Annotated in this window: 15 protein-coding genes; 5 read left to right on the forward strand and 10 right to left on the reverse strand. The window is 65.1% G+C overall.

What is annotated here, in order from left to right:
• Positions 1–275 precede the first annotated feature (275 nt).
• Positions 276–1,400 (reverse strand): mandelate racemase/muconate lactonizing enzyme family protein, encoded by a 1,125-nt coding sequence (locus NG696_RS19205; protein WP_252565011.1) that lies wholly within the window; start codon positions 1,398–1,400, stop codon positions 276–278.
• Positions 1,401–1,838: 438 nt separating this feature from the next.
• Here NG696_RS19205 and hrpA point away from each other — a divergent pair, with 438 nt between their 5' ends.
• On the forward strand, positions 1,839–5,780 hold the full coding sequence (hrpA, locus tag NG696_RS19210; RefSeq protein WP_252565010.1) for an ATP-dependent RNA helicase HrpA: 3,942 nt from the start codon (positions 1,839–1,841) through the stop codon (positions 5,778–5,780).
• 49 nt (positions 5,781–5,829) lie between these two features.
• Here hrpA and NG696_RS19215 read toward each other — a convergent pair whose 3' ends face one another.
• Genes NG696_RS19215 through NG696_RS19225 form a run of 3 tightly spaced genes read right to left on the reverse strand, consistent with a single transcriptional unit; the run spans position 5,830 to position 8,320 of the window.
• A complete protein-coding gene (locus tag NG696_RS19215) occupies positions 5,830–6,258 on the reverse strand; it encodes an HIT family protein (RefSeq protein ID WP_056343343.1) in 429 nt (142 codons plus the stop codon).
• Positions 6,255–7,436, reverse strand: a complete 1,182-nt coding sequence (locus NG696_RS19220; RefSeq protein WP_305884624.1) for an NAD(P)-dependent alcohol dehydrogenase — start codon at positions 7,434–7,436, stop codon at positions 6,255–6,257. The genes NG696_RS19215 and NG696_RS19220 overlap by 4 nt, the downstream gene beginning before the upstream one ends.
• On the reverse strand, positions 7,433–8,320 hold the full coding sequence (locus NG696_RS19225) for a sulfurtransferase (RefSeq protein ID WP_252565009.1): 888 nt from the start codon (positions 8,318–8,320) through the stop codon (positions 7,433–7,435). The genes NG696_RS19220 and NG696_RS19225 overlap by 4 nt, the downstream gene beginning before the upstream one ends.
• A gap of 99 nt (positions 8,321–8,419) precedes the next feature.
• On the opposite strand from NG696_RS19225, the gene NG696_RS19230 reads away from it, so the two are divergent.
• Entirely contained in the window at positions 8,420–9,499 is a 1,080-nt protein-coding gene (locus NG696_RS19230; protein WP_252576393.1) for a PLP-dependent cysteine synthase family protein, read from the forward strand.
• A gap of 4 nt (positions 9,500–9,503) precedes the next feature.
• Here NG696_RS19230 and NG696_RS19235 read toward each other — a convergent pair whose 3' ends face one another.
• A complete protein-coding gene (locus NG696_RS19235; RefSeq protein ID WP_252565007.1) occupies positions 9,504–10,160 on the reverse strand; it encodes an MBL fold metallo-hydrolase in 657 nt (218 codons plus the stop codon).
• A gap of 110 nt (positions 10,161–10,270) precedes the next feature.
• Here NG696_RS19235 and NG696_RS19240 point away from each other — a divergent pair, with 110 nt between their 5' ends.
• Positions 10,271–10,753 carry a Fur family transcriptional regulator gene (locus NG696_RS19240; protein ID WP_252565243.1) on the forward strand — a complete coding sequence of 161 codons (483 nt, stop codon included), beginning with the start codon at positions 10,271–10,273 and terminating at the stop codon, positions 10,751–10,753.
• A gap of 44 nt (positions 10,754–10,797) precedes the next feature.
• Here the strand turns inward: NG696_RS19240 and NG696_RS19245 are convergent, their stop codons facing one another.
• From NG696_RS19245 to NG696_RS19265, 5 genes are all read right to left on the reverse strand, one after another.
• The gene (locus NG696_RS19245) at positions 10,798–11,673 is read right to left on the reverse strand and encodes a metal ABC transporter permease (protein WP_252565006.1); all 876 of its coding nucleotides are present in this window, start codon (positions 11,671–11,673) and stop codon (positions 10,798–10,800) included.
• The gene (locus NG696_RS19250) at positions 11,673–12,488 is read right to left on the reverse strand and encodes a metal ABC transporter ATP-binding protein (protein ID WP_252565005.1); all 816 of its coding nucleotides are present in this window, start codon (positions 12,486–12,488) and stop codon (positions 11,673–11,675) included. Before NG696_RS19250 ends, NG696_RS19245 begins: the two co-directional genes overlap by 1 nt.
• Positions 12,485–13,483 (reverse strand): metal ABC transporter solute-binding protein, Zn/Mn family, encoded by a 999-nt coding sequence (locus NG696_RS19255; protein WP_252565004.1) that lies wholly within the window; start codon positions 13,481–13,483, stop codon positions 12,485–12,487. The genes NG696_RS19250 and NG696_RS19255 overlap by 4 nt, the downstream gene beginning before the upstream one ends.
• Before the next feature lie 115 nt (positions 13,484–13,598).
• A complete protein-coding gene (locus tag NG696_RS19260; RefSeq protein WP_252576395.1) occupies positions 13,599–14,669 on the reverse strand; it encodes a hemolysin family protein in 1,071 nt (356 codons plus the stop codon).
• On the reverse strand, positions 14,666–16,000 hold the full coding sequence (locus NG696_RS19265; protein WP_252565002.1) for a hemolysin family protein: 1,335 nt from the start codon (positions 15,998–16,000) through the stop codon (positions 14,666–14,668). Before NG696_RS19265 ends, NG696_RS19260 begins: the two co-directional genes overlap by 4 nt.
• Before the next feature lie 500 nt (positions 16,001–16,500).
• On the opposite strand from NG696_RS19265, the gene NG696_RS19270 reads away from it, so the two are divergent.
• Both NG696_RS19270 and NG696_RS19275 read left to right on the forward strand, forming a co-directional pair.
• Positions 16,501–20,301, forward strand: a complete 3,801-nt coding sequence (locus NG696_RS19270) for a multifunctional oxoglutarate decarboxylase/oxoglutarate dehydrogenase thiamine pyrophosphate-binding subunit/dihydrolipoyllysine-residue succinyltransferase subunit (protein ID WP_252576397.1) — start codon at positions 16,501–16,503, stop codon at positions 20,299–20,301.
• 121 nt (positions 20,302–20,422) lie between these two features.
• On the forward strand, positions 20,423–21,022 hold the full coding sequence (locus NG696_RS19275) for a GDSL-type esterase/lipase family protein (protein ID WP_099093407.1): 600 nt from the start codon (positions 20,423–20,425) through the stop codon (positions 21,020–21,022).
• Positions 21,023–21,097: the final 75 nt, after the last annotated feature.

Here is a 21,097-nt window from a genome sequence, read left to right on the forward strand (position 1 = left end):
CCTTCTTTGGAGTGTGCGGGGGCCGGGGTGGGCGGTCCGGAGACCAGGCTCCAACCCAGGCGGCAAAGGGTATATAGCCATTCTTCACGCCGGTGGCCGCGCTCACATCAGGCAAACCCCTAGTCAGGACCAAGGGTCGTGCTAATTTCATCGTGGGACCCCTATGAGGGCTGATCAATAGCCTGCGGGTCCTAATCCAGCGCCGGCCGGGCAGAGCGCATAGACCCGCGGCACCGGCAACGGCTGGCCCGCCCTCACCGCGTCGCGGGAAGGACTTAAACCGTGGAGCTCAGCGGAGGGGTGTCGAGCCGGTACCTGGCAAGTTTTTCAGGGTCGATGTCGATACCGATTCCCGGGACCTGCCGCGCCAGCAGCCTGCCGCCCACGATCACAAGTGGTTCGGCCAGGAGGTCATCGGTCATGTCCAGGAAGTTGGACAACTCGCCTGCCCGGCGCGTAGTGGACTTGTATGCGGCACCGAAGGTGACTGTGCAGAGGGTGCCGATCTGGCCGTCGATCTGATTGCCCATCACCACTTCAGCGCCAAGGCCGTCGCATTCGAACAGAACGCGCTGGGAGTGGGAGAACCCGGTTCGCGCCGTCTTGATGCTGACCGCGTTCGCGGCTCCGTTGAGAAGTTCGCGGGTGACCTGGCCGGGGTTCGTGGCACTTTCATCTGCGACGAACGGGACGGGGCAGCGCTCCACGAGCCACTTGCGTCCGAGGACGTCGTCGGCCGGGCAAAGCTCTTCAGCGAGCGTAAGGTCCAGATCAGCCATCGCATTGAGGGCGCGCAGGGACTCGGACGGCGTCCACCCGCGGTTGCCGTCGATGTAGAGTTCGACGTCCGGGCCGAGCTCTTCCCGCAGGGCACGGCATACGTCCACGTCCAGGCTGAGAGGCATGCGGCCCACCTTTACCTTAAAGGTGGTGATTCCGTAGGTATCACGCATGCGCTCGGCCTCGGCCACCATTTTGGCAGGTTCGTCGAACCCGAGCATGTGGCTGACGCGCATGCCATCGGAGTAGCCGCCGAGCAGCGCCGTCACGGGCTGACCGAGTGTCTTGCCGATGACGTCCCAGATGGCCATGTCCACCGCGGACTTGGCGGTTGGATTGCCAACGGTCCTGTCCATGACCGCATGCACCTGCTCACGGTCTAGAACGGACATCCCCAAGATCTGGGGCGCAAACAGGGTCTCGATCACCGCGACGATGGATTCCTGGGTTTCGCCGTAGGTGAAGGGCCTCGCCGGCGCCTCGGCATACCCCACAACCCCGTCGTCACTGCACACCCGGACCAGCACATGGCATGCCGTGTGCACCTCGCCGCTGGCAAAGCGAAGGGGTTTGAGGTATGGGATAGCGAAGGGTATAGCTTCGATGGAAGTGATCTTCACGGACGTTCTCCAAACTGGCTTATCGCCATAAGCGCGGTCTAATTCAGTGGCGGCGGGGAATGCTTCCCCGAGCGGGATCTAGGGGTCGAGACCGCCCGGACAGAGGCCGGCTACTTCCGCACCTGACGCTGCTGGTTCTCCGCGGTCCCCGACGGCCGCACTCTTCGGTCAGTTCACAGCGTAGGCGCGATTTTATGAAGACACAAAGACCTAGATTGCCCTGATTGATACGCATGGAATAACAATCGTGGTCAGCAGGCCCCATACGCCTCCCGGCGGGAAAATGTGGGCGCCACCACGGGCGTAGGCAGGCGTTCCCGCGGCGTGTATACGGGGATTCCGGGCCGCCATTGGCGCGGAACCGGACCGCCCGTTGCCAAGGCCGGGCATCCCGCCGGACCCCACAGGTATCCGGGCCCCAGTAGACTGGCTGCAGCCATGACATTTCATATCTCCTACCCTGCTGAGCTGCCCGTTTCCGAGCGCCGCGAGGACCTGAAGGCTGCCATTGCAGCGAACCAGGTGACCATCATCGCCGGCGAGACCGGCTCCGGCAAGACCACCCAGATCCCCAAAATGTGCCTCGAGCTGGGCCTGGGCGACAACGGCCTGATCGGCCACACCCAGCCGCGGCGGCTCGCAGCCCGCACGGTCGCTGAGCGCATCGCTGAGGAACTCGGTGTGGAAATCGGCCAGGAAGTCGGCTTCCAGGTGCGGTTTACCGGCGAAGTCAGCCGCGCCACCAAGGTCAAGCTCATGACCGACGGCATCCTGCTCGCAGAGATCCAACGCGACAAGCTGCTGCGCAAATACAACGCCATCATTATTGACGAAGCACACGAGCGCAGCCTCAACATCGACTTCATCCTGGGCTACCTCAAGCGCATCCTGCCGCAGCGGCCGGACCTGAAAATCATCATCACCTCGGCCACGATCGATCCGGAGCGATTCGCCAAGCACTTCGGGTCCGACGACGAGCCCTCCCCCATCATCGAGGTGTCCGGGCGCACGTTCCCGGTGGAGATCCGGTACCGGCCGCTGTCCCAGCCAGCCGGCGGGGCCGACGAGGACGCCTCCGATGACGAACTCGAAGAGGACCGCGATCCGCTCGACGCCGTCTGCGACGCCGTTGACGAACTCGCCACCGAGGCCTCCGGCGACATCCTCATCTTCTTCTCCGGTGAGCGCGAAATCCGCGATGCGGCAGAGGCACTCAACGCCAGGATCCAGTCCAACCGGCGCCTGGCCGGCACCGAGGTGCTCCCGCTGTTCGCCCGTCTGAGCCTGCAGGAACAGCACAAGGTGTTCCACCCCGGCAAAAACCGCCGGATTGTGCTGGCCACCAACGTGGCCGAGACGTCCCTGACTGTCCCGGGCATCAAGTACGTCATCGACACCGGCACGGCCCGCATCTCCCGCTACTCGCACCGTACCAAGGTCCAGCGGCTGCCCATCGAGCGTGTGTCGCAGGCTTCGGCGAACCAGCGCTCGGGCCGGTGCGGCCGCGTGTCGGACGGTATCGCCATCCGGCTCTATTCGGAAGAGGACTTCGAGTCCCGGCCGCTGTTCACGGATCCGGAAATCCTGCGTACCAACCTGGCGGCAGTCATCCTGCAGATGACCGCCATGGGCGTTGCCCGTGGGCCCAAGGACGTGGAGAACTTCCCGTTCGTCGAGCCGCCAGACTCGCGGGCAATCAACGACGGCGTTACGCTCCTGCGCGAGCTCGGCGCCTTGAATGCCGTACGGCCAGGTGACGCCAAGAGCGGCGGACTGACCGCCGTCGGACAGCAGCTTGCCCAGCTGCCGGTGGATCCCCGCCTCGGCAGGATGATTGTGGAGGCCGGCAAGCGCGGCTGCGTCCGCGAGGTAATGATCCTGGCCGCGGCGCTGACCATCCAGGACCCGCGTGAGCGTCCCACGGACAAGCAGCAGCTCGCCGCCGAGAAGCATGCCCGCTTCCGCGATGAAAACTCGGACTTCACCGGCTTCCTGAACCTGTGGAACTACCTGCAGGAGAAACAGCAGGAACTCTCGTCCACCCAGTTCCGCCGCCTGTGCCGGACCGAGTTCATCAACTACCTTCGGGTCAGGGAATGGCAGGATCTCTTCGCCCAGCTCCGCCAGATGGCCCGCCCGCTCGGGATCAGCCTGGACAACAAGCGCCTTGCCGATCCTGTGGGCAACCACGAGGGCATCCACATGAGCCTGCTGTCGGGCCTCCTCAGCCACATCGGCATCCTGGACGAGCGCAAGCGCGAATACGCCGGTGCCCGCGGCAGCCGGTTCGCAATCTTCCCCGGTTCGTCGCTCTTCAAGAAGTCCCCCACGTTTGTGATGGCTGCCGAACTCGTGGAGACGAGCCGCCTCTGGGCCAGGGTCGCAGCCAAGTTCGATCCCGTCTGGGCAGAACAGGTGGCGCCGGACCTCGTTAAGCGCAGCTACAGCGAGCCGCACTGGTCCACCAAAATGGGCGCGGTCATGGCGTACGAGAAGGTCACCCTGTACGGCGTGCCCATCATCCCGCAGCGCCGGGTCAACTACAGCCGAGTGGATCCTGTGCTGGCCCGCGAGCTGTTCATCCGGCACGCCCTGGTGGAAGGCGATTGGAAAACGCATCACAAGTTCTTCCACCGCAACCGCGCCCTGCTTCTGGAAGTCGAGGAGCTCGAGGCCAGGATGCGCCGCCGCGACCTGCTGGTGGACGACGAAACGCTGTTTGAGTTCTACGACGCCAGGATCGGCCCCGACGTTGTATCCGAACGGCACTTCGACAAATGGTGGAAGGAGGCCCGGCAGCAGAATCCGGACCTCCTCGACTACGACAAGTCATTGCTGCTCAACAACGACGCCGATGACCTGGACGAGGCCGCTTATCCGAAGACCCTGTTGCACAAGGGCTTCGAGCTGCCACTCAGCTACGAGTTCCACCCGGTGGCGCCCGGGTCACCGCCCAACCCGTCCGACGGCGTCACGGCCGAAGTCCCGGTGCTCTTCCTGAACCAGCTCGATGATGCCGCCTTCCGCTGGCTGATCCCCGGCCAGCGTGCCGAGCTCGTGGCCGCGCTGATCAAGTCCCTGCCCAAGCAGGTCCGCAAGAACTTCGTCCCCGCCCCGGATGTGGCCCGGCAGGCCGTTATTGCCCTGGAATCGGACTTTGATCCGGCGCACGATGAGCTGGAAGCTTCACTGGAACTGGCCCTGCGCCGGATCCGCGGCCACGTCATCCCGCCCGGTTCCTGGAACTGGGATGCTGTGCCATCCCACCTGCGGGTGAGCTTCAAGGTTGTCGATACCCAGGGCAAGGTGCTGGATGAGGGGAAGGACCTCGCGGCCCTGCAGGAGCGGCTGGCCCCGGCAACACGCCGCGCCATCGCGGAATCCCTGGGGGCGACGCCGGTAACCACGGCTCCGCCGTCTCGGGGAAATTCGAAGTTACCCGGAAAGACCGGCGGGACTGTACCCGCGTCATCGGCAGGCGGAAATTCAGCCGGCAGCGGCACAGGCTTCCAGGAACAGACGGGCCTGACCGAGTGGTCCTTCGGCACCATGCAGCGTCAGGTCAGCAACACCGTCAAGGGCCACACAGTCACCGGCTATCCCGCCTTGGTGGATGAAGGAACATCTGTGGCGCTGCGCGTCTTCCAGACCTCGTCGGAGCAGCTCGAGGCCATGCGCGGCGGCGTGATCCGGCTCCTGGCCCTCAGGGTACCGGCGCCTGACCGTTACGTCCTGGAGCATCTCAACAACACCGAAAAGCTGACGTTCAGCCAGAATCCGCACGGTTCGGTGTCAGCCCTTATTGCCGATTGTGCCCTGGCTGCCGTGGACAAACTGACCCCGGCGGAACTCCCGTGGGACCGGGGGTCCTTCGATGCCCTTTACGAACAGGTCCGGGCGGAACTGATCGATACCGTCTTCAGTGTGACGGCGGTGGTGGAGCGCGTCCTGGCCAGCACCCGGCGGATTGAGAAACAGCTGACGGGCACCACCAGCCTGGCGCTCATCAGCGCCCTGAACGATGTCAGGAGCCAGCTTGAGCAGCTCGTGTTCCTGGGATTTGTGGCCCGCACGGGCTACAAGCAGCTGAGCCAGCTCCCCCGCTACCTTGCCGCCATCGAGAAACGCCTCGAAAAGCTCCCCGGCAACGTCCAGCGGGATGGCCTGAGCATGGCCGCGGTCCAGCGGCTGGAAGACGATTACGACGACGCCGTGTCGGCCCTGCTGCCCGGGCGTCGGGTGGGTGCCGAGCTGACCCAGGTCCGCTGGATGATCGAAGAGCTGCGGGTGAGCCTCTTCGCCGTCGAACTCGGAACGGCCTATTCCGTCTCCGAAAAGCGGATCAGGGCTGTCCTTAACAAGGCGCTCGCGCCGGCCTAGGCCTGCCAGGCCAAGACCTGGAAGGGCCAAACCGGCGCGAGCGTCAGGCTCAGCTTGCGGGAACGAACTCCGCATAGCCCGCGGCCCGGAGCCCGGCGCGCAGCTTTTCGGCGTTCGCGTCCAGCACCGCGGGATCCGGGTTCTGGTCGGCCGAGGCGAAATCGAAATCAGCCATGGTCCTGGACGGCCACACGTGGACGTGCAGGTGGTTGATCTCGTACCCGGCCACAATCAGCCCCGCCCGCTCGGCGGGGAAGACGTCCAGCTGCACGGCACCGATCCGCCGGGCCACTTCCATCACCTTCGCGAGGGTTTCCGGGGAGGCATCGGTCCAGCGGTCCACCTCCTCGGTGGGGACCACCAGGGTGTGCCCGTCTGCAAGGGGACCCGTGGTCAGGAAGGCCGCAACGTCAGCCTCCCGCCAGACGAATCGTCCGGGAATCTCGCCATTGATGATTTTCGTGAACAGGGTGCTCATGCGTCTGCCTTCTCGGCCGGAGCCTGCAAGGTGCTGGCATCCAGCACAAACCGGTATTTGACGTCTCCTGCCACCATACGGTCGTAGGCCTCATTCAGCTGGTCTGCGCGCACCAGTTCGATATCCGCCACCACGTTGTGCTCGGCGCAGAAGTCGAGCATCTCCTGCGTTTCGGCGATCCCACCGATCAGCGAGCCTGCGTACGCGATCCGCCGCCTGATTAGGGCTCCGGGGCTGACCGGCGGCATGGCGTCGGAGGGCAGGCCCAGCTGGAACAGCGCACCGTCCACGCGCAGGGTGCGGAAGAACGGATTCAGGTCATGCGGAGCGGCCACCGTGTCGATGATGAGGTCGATGGTCCGGTCCGCGGCGGCCATGGCGTCCTTGTCCCGGGACAGAATCACTTCGTCGGCCCCGAGTTCCAGCGCGGCCGGCACCTTGCCTTCGGAGGTGGTGAAGACCACCACCCGCGCCCCCATGGCCTTGGCCAGCTTCACGGCCATATGTCCGAGCCCGCCGAGCCCCACCACGCCCACCGCGTCGCCTTCCTCCACGTCGAAGTGCCGCAAGGGAGAGAACGTGGTGACACCTGCGCAGAGCAAGGGGGCGACGGCGGCCGGGTCCAGGTTGCCGGGCACTCGGACCACGTAGCGCCGGTCCACCACCACGACGGACGAGTAGCCGCCCTGCGTGATGGCATCCTCGTTACGTGGATCCTTGGCGCCGTAGGTCCCGATCAGCCCGCTTTCACAGTACTGTTCCAGGCCGACCAGGCAGCTCTCGCATTCGCGGCAGGAATCAACCATGCACCCGACGCCCACGCGGTCCCCCGGGGTGAAGTCAGTCACGGCCGAGCCGACGCGACTGACGGTTCCGACAATCTCATGGCCGGGGACCAGCGGATATTTCTGGCCGCCCCATTCACCACGCGTGGAGTGCACGTCCGAGTGGCACAGGCCGCAGAATTCGATGGCAATCTCGACGTCGTCCGCTTTGGGGGCACGCCGGGCAAGCGTCAGGGGCGCCAGGCCGCTTTCAGGGGAAACCGCGCCATAGGCGGCGGCCAGCAGGCCGGTGCCCGGACCGGCGCCCAGGTCCGTAGCAGGATCGGCAACAGCATCATCGTTCGGCAATACGGGGCGGGCAAGGGGCGGCGGTACGGGGCGTCCTGGGGTCATCCTTCGACGCTACCCCCGCGGGCCGCCGCATGGCCATTCGGCCGGCTGCCCGTCGCCACCGGCAGCGCCGGATTGTTGGACCATTCCGAGAAGGAACCCGGATAGAGTGCGGCCCGGAATCCTGCGATTTCGAGGGCGGCCACCTCATGGGCGGCGGTCACGCCCGAGCCGCAGTACACGGCCACCGCGACGTCGTCGCGGACGCCGAGGTCCTCGAACCGATGCCGCAGCAGGTCCGCCGGCAGGAAATGCCCGGCCCCGTCCACGTTCTCCGTTGTTGGCGCGCTCCGGGCGCCCGGAATGTGGCCCGCGCGCGGATCAACGGGTTCAAATTCGCCCCGGTATCTTTCGCCGGCCCTGGCATCCAGGAGGACGCCGGTTGCCGGCCAGTCCGCGGCTCCGGCCGCGTCGATGCTGGGCATCTTGCCTCCGTCAGGGGAAACGTCAAAGGAAACATGCCCGACGGCGGCGTCCACGGGTCCGGTGTCCAGCGGCAGTCCGGCGTCCTGCCAGGCGGCCAGACCGCCGTCGAGCAGGTACACGTCCTGGAACCCGGCGTTGCGGAGCATCCACCAGAGCCGGGCGGCAGCCATGTTGCCGCTGTTGTCATAGGCCACCACAACGTCGCCGTTGTTGATCCCCCAGCGCCTGGCAGTTTCCTGGAATTCCGCGTCTGTGGGCAGCGGGTGCCTGCCGCGGGCCGGGGTGGCCGGCGTGGCCAACTCGGTGGCGAGGTCCACAAAAACTGCCCCCGGGAGGTGGCCCCCAAGGTAGTGTTCCCGGCCGTGCGGGTCCCCCAGCGCCCAGCGGACGTCCAGCACCACGGTTCGCTGGCCGGCGGCGAAACGCGCCGCCAAAGCCGGGACAGCCATCAGTGGACCCATCGTTCTCCTTGCAATTGTGCTTGTGTGGTGTGCAGTCGCTGATCCAACTCTAGCTCCGGCAGAACGGCTGGCAGGGAGCGCCGCCGGTAGGCTGGTCCGGTGAAGAACGCGAGCGCGGACCGGGCCTGGGCTGACGAGGCCATCAGAAAAATCAATGCAGAAAACAACCGGTCCGCGGATACCCATCTCTACTCGGTACCGCTCCCGCAGCACTGGGGCGTCCAGCTGTACCTCAAGGACGAGTCCACGCACCGTTCGGGGAGCCTCAAGCACCGGCTGGCCCGCTCTCTGTTCCTCTTTGGCCTGGTCAACGGCTGGATCCGCGAAGGTACCACCATCGTGGAGGCTTCCAGCGGAAGCACCGCGGTCTCGGAGGCATATTTCGCGCAGCTCCTGGGGTTGCCGTTCGTAGCGGTCATGACCCCCACGACGAGCCCGGAGAAGATCGCGCTGATCGAACAGTTCGGCGGCTCGTGCCTGTTGGTTGACCATGCCTCAGAGGTTTATGCCGCGGCGGCGGACGTCGCTGCCACGTCCAACGGCCACTACATGGACCAGTTCACCTACGCGGAGCGGGCCACGGACTGGCGCGGCAACAACAACATCGCGGAGTCCATCTTCGGTCAGCTGGCGCTGGAGGAACACCCGGTCCCCCGCTGGATCGTGGTGGGTGCGGGGACCGGCGGCACCAGCGCGACCATCGGCCGCTACCTGCGCTACCGCGGCCACGACACGCGCCTTGCGGTGGTAGACCCGGAGAATTCAGCGTTTTACCCCGGCTGGGTGAACGGGACTGGTGGAGCCAGCACCGGCCTGCCGTCCCGGATCGAAGGCATCGGCCGCCCGCGGATGGAACCGAGCTTTGTGCCCGCCATCATCGACCACATGATCCAGGTTCCCGATGCCGCCTCCATCGCAGCCATGCGGCACCTGCGCACCGTCGCCGACCTGCACGCCGGACCGTCCACCGGCACCAACCTGTGGGGTGTCTGGCAACTCGTGGCGGAAATGGTGGCACAGGGACAGCGCGGCAGCATTGTGTCGTTGATGTGCGACGGCGGCGACCGCTATGCGGGCAACTACTACAATCCGGCGTGGCTGTCCGGCCAAGGCCTGGACCCCGAGCCGCATGAGGATGTCATCCGCCGGTTTTTCGAGACCGGCGTCTGGAACGCGTAGCTGATCAGACCTCCACCGATTCCCGCGGGGCAAGGCGGGTGTACTCGGTGCCGTATTTCCGGCCCAACCGGGCAACATGGGATTCTGCGACCTTCAGGCCCGTTTCGTTGAGCAGCCCATCGTGGATCTGGAACGCACGCGGGGCCCGGACGGCGATAACGAAGTCCACCACCTCGCTGACCTTGCTCCACGGTGCGTGGAGCGGAACCAGCAGCGTCTGCACGCTGAGGCCGTCGGGGATGATGAAAGAGTCCCCCGGGTGATACACGTTGCCGTCCACCAGGTAGCCGATGTTGGCCACTATGGGAACCTGCGGGTGGATCAGTGCGTGCTGTCCGCCGAAGCTGCGCACGTTGAAGCCGGCCGCGTCAAAACTGGAGCCGGGTTCAACCGTGTGGATCCGCACTGCAGCCTGCGGCGCTTCCTCCCGCAGATGGGCGGCCACTCCGGCCGGCGCGAAGACCGCCAGGACGTCAGAGCGGCTCAGTGCGTTGACCATGGCCGGCACATCCACATGGTCGGCGTGCTCGTGCGTGATGAGCACGGCCTGCGCCCCGGCCAGGGCTTCGGCCGTCTCGGAGAACGTTCCCGGATCAAGCACCAGCACCCCGCCGTCCTTCTCAAGCCGGACGCACGCGTGGGTGTATTTTGTCAGCTTCATAGCGCCAGCGTAGGGTCCGGCCCCAAGCCTGTCCAAGGGGCGTCCGGCTGTTCAGCCCCGGCTGGTAATCTTGATGATTGCCACCGTCCCTCAGGGAAGCGAGTACCTTCATGCCGTTCGGCACCAAAGCTGACGCCACGCCGTCGAACGCTGCATCCGGCGCAGGCACCGTCAGTGTGCCCGGCAAGGAGCAGCGCGTCACCAAGCAGCGTGTGGCCGTCAGCGCTGCCCTGGACGAGCTGGATGACTTCGTCAGCACGCAGGAGCTATACCGCATCCTGCAGAACAAGGGCGTCTCAGTTTCCCTGGCAACGGCGTACCGGATCCTGCAGTCCCTCGCCGACGACGGTCTCGTGGACGTGCTGCGCAACGGCGAGGGCGAAGCCGTTTACCGGCGCTGTGCCGTGACCGGGCACCATCACCATCTGCTGTGCCGCAACTGCGGGAAGGCCGTGGAAGTCGAGGCCCCGGCGGTGGAAACCTGGGCCTCCCGGATCGCCACCGAACATGGCTACACCGAGGTGGCGCACACCGTGGAGATCTTCGGCCTGTGCCCGGAGTGCACAGCCCTCAGGGCCGCCGGCAAGCTCTGACGGCCTGCGCCGCCGCAACCTGAAGCATCCGGCGTGTGCCCGTGTCAGCGGGCGTGGACCAGCCGGCCGTTGATGCCCTTCTTGGCCCGGACACTGCCGACGACGCGGCACACCACGTATATCAGGAATGACAGCGTGGTGACGTAGGGGCTGATGGGGATCCGCCCGCCCAGGGCAAGCAGGATTCCGCCCACCGTGGCCGTGACGGCGAAAACAACGCTGAGCGCCACCACGGCCACGGGAGCGGACGTCACGCGGAGCGCCGCCGCTGCCGGGGTGATCAGCAATGCGAGCACCAGGAGTGCACCCACCACTTGGATGGACAGCGCTACGCTGACTCCCAGCAGCACCATAAAGATCAGCGCGAGCGTCCGCACGGGCACCCCGCGGGCCTCTGCCAGTTCGGGATCAACGCTGGCAAAGTTCAGCGGGCGCCAAATGGCTGCCAGGGCCGCAATGACCAGCACGGCGGCGCCGGCGAGGACCTGGAGCTGGACGGTGTCCACGGAGACGATCTGCCCCGTGAGCAGGCCGAATTTGTTGGCGGCACGGCCTTCGTAGAGCGAGAGGAACAGGATGCCGAGCCCCAGGCCGAACGGCATGATCACCCCGATGATGGAGTTTTTGTCCCGTGCCCGGACCCCCATCAGGCCCAGGAGCAGCGCCGCCGCCACCGAGCCGATCAGCGAGCCAAACACGATGTCCGAGCCGATAAGGAGCGCAAACGCTGCCCCGGCGAAAGAGAGTTCGGAGATGCCGTGGACGGCGAAGGCCAGGTCCCGTTTCATCACGAAAGTGCCCACCAGCCCGCCGAGCAGGCCCAACACGGCCCCGGCCCAGATCGAGTTCTGGACCAGCAGCAGCAGCTCACCGTAGTTCTCGAAGCTGAAGATCGCTCCGATGATGCTGTCCGCATCCATCAGGCCACCTCCCCCGCCGTTGCGTGGACATCGGCATGGTGGTGCGTGGTCGCGTCGGGCAGGCCGACGACGACGATGCGCCCGTTCGCGTGGATGACCTCCACATGGCTGCCATAGAGCTCAGACAGGACCTCAGTGGTCATGACCTCTTCCGGGGTCCCCACGCGGAACCGCCCGCCGGCCAGATACAGCACCCGGTCAACGTAATCGATGATGGGGTTGATTTCGTGGGTGACAAAAACCACCGCGCTGTTCTGGGCGTGGCACTGCTTGTTGATCAGCGCGCTGACGGCCTGCTGGTGGTGCAGGTCCAGGGACAGCAACGGTTCGTCGCAGAGGAGGACCTTGGGGTCCGTGGCCAGCGCCTGGGCCACCCGGAGGCGCTGCTGCTCGCCGCCGGAGAGCTGGCCCACCGGGACTTTGGCGTACTCACTGGCGCCCACCAGTTCCAGAAGCTCATCGATCCTGCGGTTTGCCCCGGACCTGCCCAGCCGCAGCCCCCAGCGGTGGCCATCCACACCGAGCCCCACCAGGTCCCGGGCACGCATGGGGGTGTCCGGAGCAAAGGATTTCTGCTGCGGAATGTAGCCGATCAGCTTGCTGCCCCGCTCCACGGGACGGTCGCCCAAAGTGGCCCGGCCGGACTGCAGTTCCTGAAGGCCCAGGAGAACCTTGAGGAAACTGGTCTTTCCGCTGCCATTCGGACCCAGAACAGCGAAGAACTCACCGGGCCTGATATCCAGGTCGAGATCCTCCCACAGCAAGCGTTTGCCGAACTGCAGGGACGCCCCGCGGAGGCTGACCACCGGTTTCAACTATTTTTCTCCAAAACTTTGCTGACGTTGTCAACATTGTCCGTCATCCACTGCAGGTACGTCTTGCCTTCGGGCAGGGTTTCGCTGAAGTCAATGACGGGAACGCCGGCTGATTCGGCTGCCTTTTTCAGCGCCTGCGTCTGTGGTCCCTCTGTCTGCGCGTTGTAGGCGAGGAATCTGATGTCCTTGGATCCTGCCAGCTCCGCGGCGGCCTTCAGCACGGCTGGCGGAACGTCCGAGCCTTCCTCGATCGCGGCTGTGTAGTCGGCCGGAGTCCTGTTCTCCAGCCCTGCTGCCTCGAGCAGGTACAGTGGGACGGGTTCGGTCACGGCCACGGCTGCGCCTGTTCCGTTGGCCTTCAGTGCGGCGAGTTTGCCGGCCAGGCCGTCCACCCCGGCTTTGAAGGTTGCGGCATTGGAAGTGAACAGGGCGGCTGAGCCCGGTTCCAGTTCACCCAGCTTGGCCGCAAGTAAATCAGCGAGCTTGCCCATGGCATCCAGGCTGTACCAGGCGTGTTCGTTGAATGCACCGGGCTCGTGCGCGTGTTCGTCGGCTGATTCGCTAACCGACGGCGACGTTTCGGCGTGCGCTTCCTCCGGCGCCAGGCCGCCTACCTCCACGGCCGTGACGATATTGCTGTGCGCGATGTTGCTGTCGTCGGCCATCTTGTGGAGGAAGGCGTCGTAGCCGCCGCCGTTCTCGATCACCAGTTCCGCTTTGGACACCAGCAGCCGGTCCTGCGCGGTGGCCTCGTACGAATGCGGGTCCTGGCTGGTCTTGGTGATGATGGAGGTGACGTTGACCTTGTCCCCGCCGATGATCGCGGCGATGTCCCCGTACACGTTGGTGGAGGCCACAACGTCGACGACGCCGACGGATGAGTCGGCGCCGGACGTCGCCGACGGTGCGCCGCCTCCGGAGCCGCAGGCGGTGAGCAGCAGGCTCACCCCGGCGAGGGCTGCGAGGGACGTTCGGATGGCGGCGGGGTGGCGCACGGAAACCTCAGTTCAGTACAGGGATGGACTTTTGCGTCTCCAAAAAGCTTACATCCAAATGTGAATGATTCCTATTTAGGATAGCCGGGCCGGTCCCTTCCGTACCCGGGCGCGCTCAGTCACCGTTCGGTTCGCCCAGCCTCCTGATGCCGGTGGCCTGTGTGGCGTCCCGGATCTCTCCCACCAGCTGCTCGATCACGTCTTCCAGGAAGAGGACGCCGCGGGTCTGCCCGTCCGCGCCGATCACGCGGGCCAGGTGTGAGCCCGTGCGCTGCATGACGGACATGGCCGTTTCAACTTCGTCGTCCAGCGCGAGGTTGGCCAGCGAGCGGATCCTGCTCTCGGCGATGGGGTGCTGGTAGTCCGACTCGGGAATGGACAGCACATCCTTCACGTGGAGGTAGCCGGACAGCATGCCGTCATCGTCCAGCATGGGGAACCGTGAGAACCCGGTCCTGCTGACGGCTTTTTCAAACTCCACCGGCGTGGTGGCCGCCTTCAGCATGACCAGATCGTCCAGTGGAACCATGATGTTCGAAGCCGTGTATTCGGAGAATTCCAGGGCGCCGGTGATCAGGCCCGCGTCATCATCCACCAGCCCGTGACGGGTGGATTCCTGCACGATCGACTGGACTTCTTCGAGCGTGAAGGACGAATTCACCTCATCCTTGGGCTCAATCCGCAGGAGCTTGAGGATGTGGTTGGCGGACCAGTTCAGCGCGACGATGGCCGGGTTGACCAGCTTTGCAACAAACATCAGCGGCGGCGCCAGCAGCAAGGCAGCCTTGTCCGCCACCGATACCGAGATGTTCTTCGGCACCATCTCGCCGAACGTCACGTGGAGGAAGGTCACCACCATCAGGGCAATGGCGAACGCTGCGACGTCGGCAACTTCCACCGGCAGCCCGACAGCTTCCAGGGGAGCCGCCATCAGGTGGTGGATGGCCGGTTCGGCCACCTGCAGGATCAGCAGCGAGCACACGGTGATGCCCAACTGCGCACAGGCCAGCATCAATGAGACGTTTTCCATGGCGCGCAACGTGGTCTGTGCCCGCTTGGAACCGGCCTCGGCAAGGGGTTCAATCTGGCTGCGCCTGGCCGACATCACGGCGAACTCGGCGCCGACAAAAAACGCGTTACCCAGCAGGAGGACAACCAGCCAGGCAATTCCGGCCCAGTCACTCATCGTTCACTCCCGTCTTCCGGAACAGGCTCCGCTTCAGGCGCCGCCGGATGGAAGGAGATCCGCTCGATCCTTCGGCCGTCCATCCTTGTCACGCTCAGCGTGCCTCCGCCTACGTCGACGGTGTCCCCCACTGCGGCGATCCGGCCCAGTTCACTCATAACGTACCCGCCCACGGTTTCGTAGGCGGCTTCGTCCGGAACGGTCAGCCCCGGGATCTGTTCGGAAAGCTCGTCGGGGCGCAGCAGCCCGGGGAAGTACCAATCCCCGGAGGCGCTCTGGAGCAGTCCCGGGCGTACCTTGTCGTGCTCGTCGGACACTTCACCGACGATTTCCTCCACCAGGTCCTCAAGGGTGGCGATGCCTGCGGTTCCGCCGTATTCATCCAGGACAATCGCGAGCTGGAGGTTTCCCTCGCGCAGCTCGGCCAGGAGGGCATCGAGGTGGATGGTCTCCGGCACGCGGAGGACATCGGTCATGATGGCTCCGGCCTCCAGGTTGGCCCGCCGGTCCCACGGCACGGCAACGGCCTTCTTGACGTGGACCAGGCCCTTGATGTCGTCCGAGGACTCCCCGATGACGGGGAAGCGGGAGTACCCGGTGCGCCGGGCGGCGTCCAGGATGTCCGAGACAGGCTGGTCGGCGTCGATGGTTTCCATCCGGATCCGGGGCGTCATAACATCGGCGGCCGTCCGGGCCGAGAAGTTCAGGGTGCGGGCCACAAAGTTGGCCGTCCCGGCGTCGAGGGTTCCCATGGCGGCGGAGCGCCGCACCAGGGAGGCGAGCTCGGCCGGCGTCCGGGCACCGGAAATCTCTTCCTTGGCCTCCAGGCCAAAGACATTCAGTACCTTGTTGGAAAAGCCGTTGAGCACCACGATGGCGGGCTTGAAGATGGCCGTAAAGACCAGCTGCGGCCGCGCCAGCGCCTTGCCCACCTGGAAGGACAGCGCAATTGCCATGTTCTTGGGCACGAGTTCGCCAAGCAGCATGGACAACAGCGTGGCCAGCACCATGGCGATGACCAGGGAAACGGATGCCGCCGCCACTTCGGGAATTCCGACGGCGGCCAACGGGCCCTCAAGGAGGCGCCCTACCGACGGTTCCATCACGTAACCGGTCAGAAGGGTGGTGAGGGTGATGCCGAGCTGACAGCTGGAAAGCTGGGTTGAGAGGGATTTCAGGCACTTGAGCAGCGGGACGGCACCGGTGTCACCGTTATCGATGGCACGTTGGACCGTGGCCTGATCAAGGGCAATAAGGGAAAATTCGACGGCGACGAAAAAGCCGGTGCCGGCGATCAGCAGGAGGCCTGCCGCGAGGAGCAACCACTCCATTCAGCATCCCGCCCGAAAATCGGGGGAAGCGATGTGGATCCGGGGGAAACTGCCCGGCGGAGGATGATCGGCGGAAGCCGATGCTGTTTCCATAGGGGCTCCGCCGGGGTGCACTGACGGAGAGTGATGGGCACGTGTTCGGGGTTTGCCGGCTCTGCGGGTGGACTGCGCGGTGCTGTACTTCATGCTCCGCTGACAGCCCCCAGGCCGGCACCTAGATTTACTGTCCATAAGAATTTCAGTCTACAGGAGCAGATTGCGCCTTCCGGATGGCTGCCCGGAGGTCCTGGCACACCCGCGCAGGGACAGCTTCCGGACGCCACAATCCGTGATCTCCGCGTCATTGCCATGATTTGGGTCACCGTTATTGGCAGTTAACGCAGAATGCTCATTAGACTGGCAACGGTCCGGGTTCAGGACGCAGAGACTGGTTCGAATGTTGTGCTGCGGCACCGTGGCGGCCAGAGAGAAATCAAACTCATGGAAGAGGCGTATTTCAAGTGCCAGAGCAGCCTAGCCACCGTCTACCAGAGGAATTTGGCGGAAACGAGTGGCTCGTTGACGAACTGTACGAGCAGTATCAGAAAGACAAGAACACGGTGGATACCAAATGGTGGCCCCTGTTCGAGTCCTTCGATTCAGGCAGCGGTTCTTCTTCCAACGGAAGCACGGCAGTAGCCGTGGCCCACCCAGCAACCCGCGAAATGCCGGCTGTACCACCGGCGCCTCCGGCTTCTGCAACTGCTGCACCGGCAACGTCGCCGGCCGCACAGCCCGCAGCGCCGGCCGCACAGCCCGCGGCGGCAAAGAAAGCTCCCGCTACGGTCGCCCGCGATGGCGCGAAGAAGACCGAGCCCGGAAGTACGGCCCAGCCGATCCCCGCCCAGCTTCCCAAAAACGTCAAGGCACCCACGGCTCCGGAAGAGGACGTGGTCTCCGTTCTTCGCGGCCCGGCCAAGGCCATCGCCACCAACATGGTCACCAGCCTTGAGGTCCCCACGGCCACCAGCGTCCGGGCTATTCCGGCAAAGCTGCTGATCGACAACCGCGTGGTCATCAACTCCAACCTGGCCAGAGCACGCGGCGGCAAGGTTTCCTTCACACACCTCATCGGCTACGCCGTGATCCGCGCACTCGCCCAGTTCCCGTCGATGAACGTCTACTACGACGAAATCGACGGCAAGCCCAGTGCTGTCCAGCCGGCCCACGTCAACTTCGGCATCGCCATTGACATGCCCAAGCCGGACGGCACCCGCCTGCTCATAGTGCCCAACATCAAGAAAGCGGAGACCCTCAACTTCTCCGAGTTCTGGCACACCTATGAAGACCTGATCAAGCGTGCCCGCAGCGGCAAGCTGACCGCTGATGACCACTCCGGCACCACGGTGTCCCTGACCAACCCCGGCGGCATCGGCACCGTTCACTCCGTGCCGCGTCTGTCCAAGGGACAGGCCGCCATCATCGGCGTCGGCGCGCTGGACTACCCGGCCGAGTTCCAGGGCGCCAGCGAAAAGATCATCGCGCAGAATGCCATCAGCAAGGTCCTTACGCTGACGTCCACCTATGACCACCGCGTCATCCAGGGAGCCGGCAGCGGCGAGTTCCTGAAGCTTGTGCACCAGCTGCTGCTCGGTGCCCAGAACTTCTACGACGACATCTTCGAGTCACTGCGCATCCCGTACGAGCCCATCCGCTGGAGCCCCGACCTGCAGGTGGACCCCGCTGACGAGATCAACAAGGTTGCCCGGATCCAGCAACTGATCCACTCCTACCGTGTGCGCGGCCACCTGATGGCGGACACCGATCCCCTGGAGTATGTCCAGCGCAAGCACCCGGACCTTGACGTCCTCACCTACGGGCTGACGCTGTGGGACCTGGACCGTCAGTGGCCCACCGGCGGTTTCGGCGGCGCACCCATGCTCAAGTTCCGCGACATCCTCGGCGTACTCCGCGACGCCTACTGCCGCACCACGGGCATCGAGTACATGCACATCCAGGAGCCGGAAGAACGCAAGTGGTTCCAGGACCAGCTGGAGCACGCATACTCGAAGCCGAGCCGCGAAGAGCAGCTGCGCATCGTGTCCCGGCTCAACGCGGCCGAAGCGTTTGAAACCTTCCTGCAGACCAAGTTCGTCGGCCAGAAGCGCTTCTCCCTGGAAGGCGGCGAATCCCTGATTCCGCTGCTGGACGCCATCATTTCCGATGCCGCTGACGACGGTCTGGACGAAGTTGCAATCGGCATGGCCCACCGCGGCCGCCTGAACGTCCTCACCAACATCGCCGGCAAGACCTACGCCCAAGTGTTCCGCGAATTCGAAGGCACCCAGGATCCCCGCTCCGTGCAGGGCTCCGGCGACGTGAAGTACCACCTCGGTACCGAAGGCACGTTCACCTCGGAAAACGGCAACGAGACCAAGGTCTACCTCGCTGCCAACCCGTCCCACCTCGAGGCTGTCGACTCGGTGCTCGAAGGCATCGTCCGCGCCAAGCAGGACCGCCTGGACCAGGGCGAGGCCTTCCCGGTCCTGCCCCTCATGGTCCACGGAGATGCTGCGTTCGCAGGCCAGGGCGTGGTTGCTGAGACGCTGAACCTGTCCCAGCTCCGCGGATACCGGACCGGCGGCACCATCCACGTGGTGGTCAACAACCAGGTCGGCTTCACCACAGCACCGTCGTCGTCGCGCTCGTCCACCTACTCCACGGACGTCGCCAAGATGATCCAGGCGCCGGTGTTCCACGTGAACGGTGACGATCCCGAGGCAGTGGTGCGCATCGCCCAGCTCGCCTACAAGTTCCGCCAGCGGTTCCACAAGGACGTTGTGATCGACATGGTGTGCTACCGCCGCCGTGGCCACAACGAGGGTGACGACCCCTCGATGACCCAGCCCATGATGTACAACCTGATCGAAGCCAAGCGCTCCGTCCGCAAGCTGTACACCGAGGCGCTCATCGGCCGTGGCGACATCACCGAGGAAGAAGCCGAGCAGCTGCTCCGCGACTACCAGGAACGGCTGGAACGGGTCTTCGCCGAAACGCACGCGGCCCAGACCTCGCCCATTCCGATCATCACCGCGGACTCCGCCGCCGTCGCCGACATTGAGCGTCCCATCGCCCAGCAGGCTGACTCCGGCACCAACGCCCCGGCCTCCACTGCAATTTCGCCGGAAACCCTGGCGCACATCGGCAAGGCCCACGTCCAGATCCCCGAGGGCTTCACCGTCCACGCCAAGCTCAAGCAGCTCCTCGAAAAGCGCGAACAGATGTCCCGCGAAGGCGGCATCGACTGGGGCTTTGGCGAGATCGCGGCCTTCGGCTCGCTGATCATGGAAGGCGTTCCCGTCCGGCTTGCCGGCCAGGACTCGCGCCGCGGCACGTTTGTGCAGCGCCACGCAGTGTTCCACGACCGCGCCAACGGCAACGAGTGGCTGCCCCTGGGCCACCTCTCGGATGACCAGGCCAAGCTGTGGATCTACGACTCCCTGCTGTCCGAATACGCGGCCATGGGCTTCGAATACGGCTACTCGGTGGAACGCCCGGATGCCCTGGTGCTGTGGGAAGCGCAGTTCGGCGACTTCGTCAACGGCGCGCAGACCATCATCGATGAGTTCATCTCCTCGGCCGAACAGAAGTGGGGCCAGCGCTCCTCCCTGGTCCTGATGCTGCCGCACGGCTACGAGGGCCAGGGTCCGGACCACTCCTCGGCACGCATCGAACGCTTCCTGCTGATGTGCGCCGAAGAGAACATGATCGTGGCCAACCCCACCACGGCGGCATCACACTTCCACCTGCTGCGCCGCCAGGCCTACAGCAGGCCGCGCAAGCCGCTGATCATCTTCACGCCGAAGCAGCTCCTGCGCCTCAAGGCAGCCGCGTCGTCCGTCGAGGACTTCACCACCGGCGCCTTCCGCCCCGTCATCGGCGACCACGAGCAGCTGGCGGCAGACGCCGTCGAGCGCGTGCTGCTGGTCTCGGGCCGCCTGTACTACGATCTCCTGTCCACCCGGCAGAAGACCGACGACAAGACCACCGCGATTGTCCGCGTGGAGCAGCTCTACCCGCTGCCGCACGAAGAAATCGCAGCGGAGCTGGCCAAGTACCCGAACGCCGAGGTTGTCTGGGCACAGGACGAGCCCGCCAACCAGGGACCGTGGCCGTTTATGGGCCTGAACCTCCCGGATGCGCTGGATCGGCGCGTCCGTCTGGTGTCGCGTCCCGCATCTGCCTCCACGGCGGCCGGCTCCATGAAACGGCACGCAGCTGAGCAGGATTCACTCCTGAAGCAGGCATTTGCACGGAAGTAGAACCAGTGGCTGCCCGGCCGGACGTCGAAATACCAGACTCCGGCCGGGCAGTTCTGTTTAATGAAGATGGATCATAGCCACGCCGATTGGCCTCAATCGGCACGGACGTAAAGAGGGACTTGTGGAAGACAGGAAGCTGCGGATCGCAGCTGTTGGAGATGAACTGCTAGCCGGGCTGGGCGATCCCAGGGCCCTCGGCTGGCTGGGCCGCGTGTTGGCCCGCACTCCGCAGGACGGCATGGTCATGGAAGCGTATGCCCTCCCCTGTCCCCAGGAAGGAACGGAAGGGCTGGCTGCCCGCTGGCAGGAGGAGGCCGGGCGGCGGTTCGGCGACCAGCACGAGAACCGCCTGGTGATCGGCCTCTCGGGCCGGGACATCGAGTTCGGCCTTTCCACCGCCCGGAGCCGCCTGAACCTGGCCAACATCCTGGATACCGCCACGCAGAACCGGATCGAGGTGTTTGTGGTGGGCCCGCCGCCCACGCTGGACCCGGTCCAGAACCGCCGGCTCGCCGATCTGAACACGGCCTTCGCTGACGTCACCACCAGGCGCAAGCACCTCTACGTGGACACGTTCTCTCCGCTGCTGAACCACGAACAGTGGCGCCAGGACCTTGCGGCCAACACCGGCACTCCCGGGCAAGCAGGCTATGGCCTGATGGCCTGGCTGGTCCTCCACCGTGGCTGGTTCCAATGGCTGGGCATGGACGCCCCCGAGTAAAACATCCCCAACCCTTCCAGTCGCGATATATCTTGACGGCTCCAGCGGTCCGTTGTATCTTGAAGTATCAGTCAC

The organism is Pseudarthrobacter cellobiosi (assembly GCF_023913755.1).
Classification (GTDB): domain Bacteria; phylum Actinomycetota; class Actinomycetes; order Actinomycetales; family Micrococcaceae; genus Arthrobacter; species Arthrobacter cellobiosi.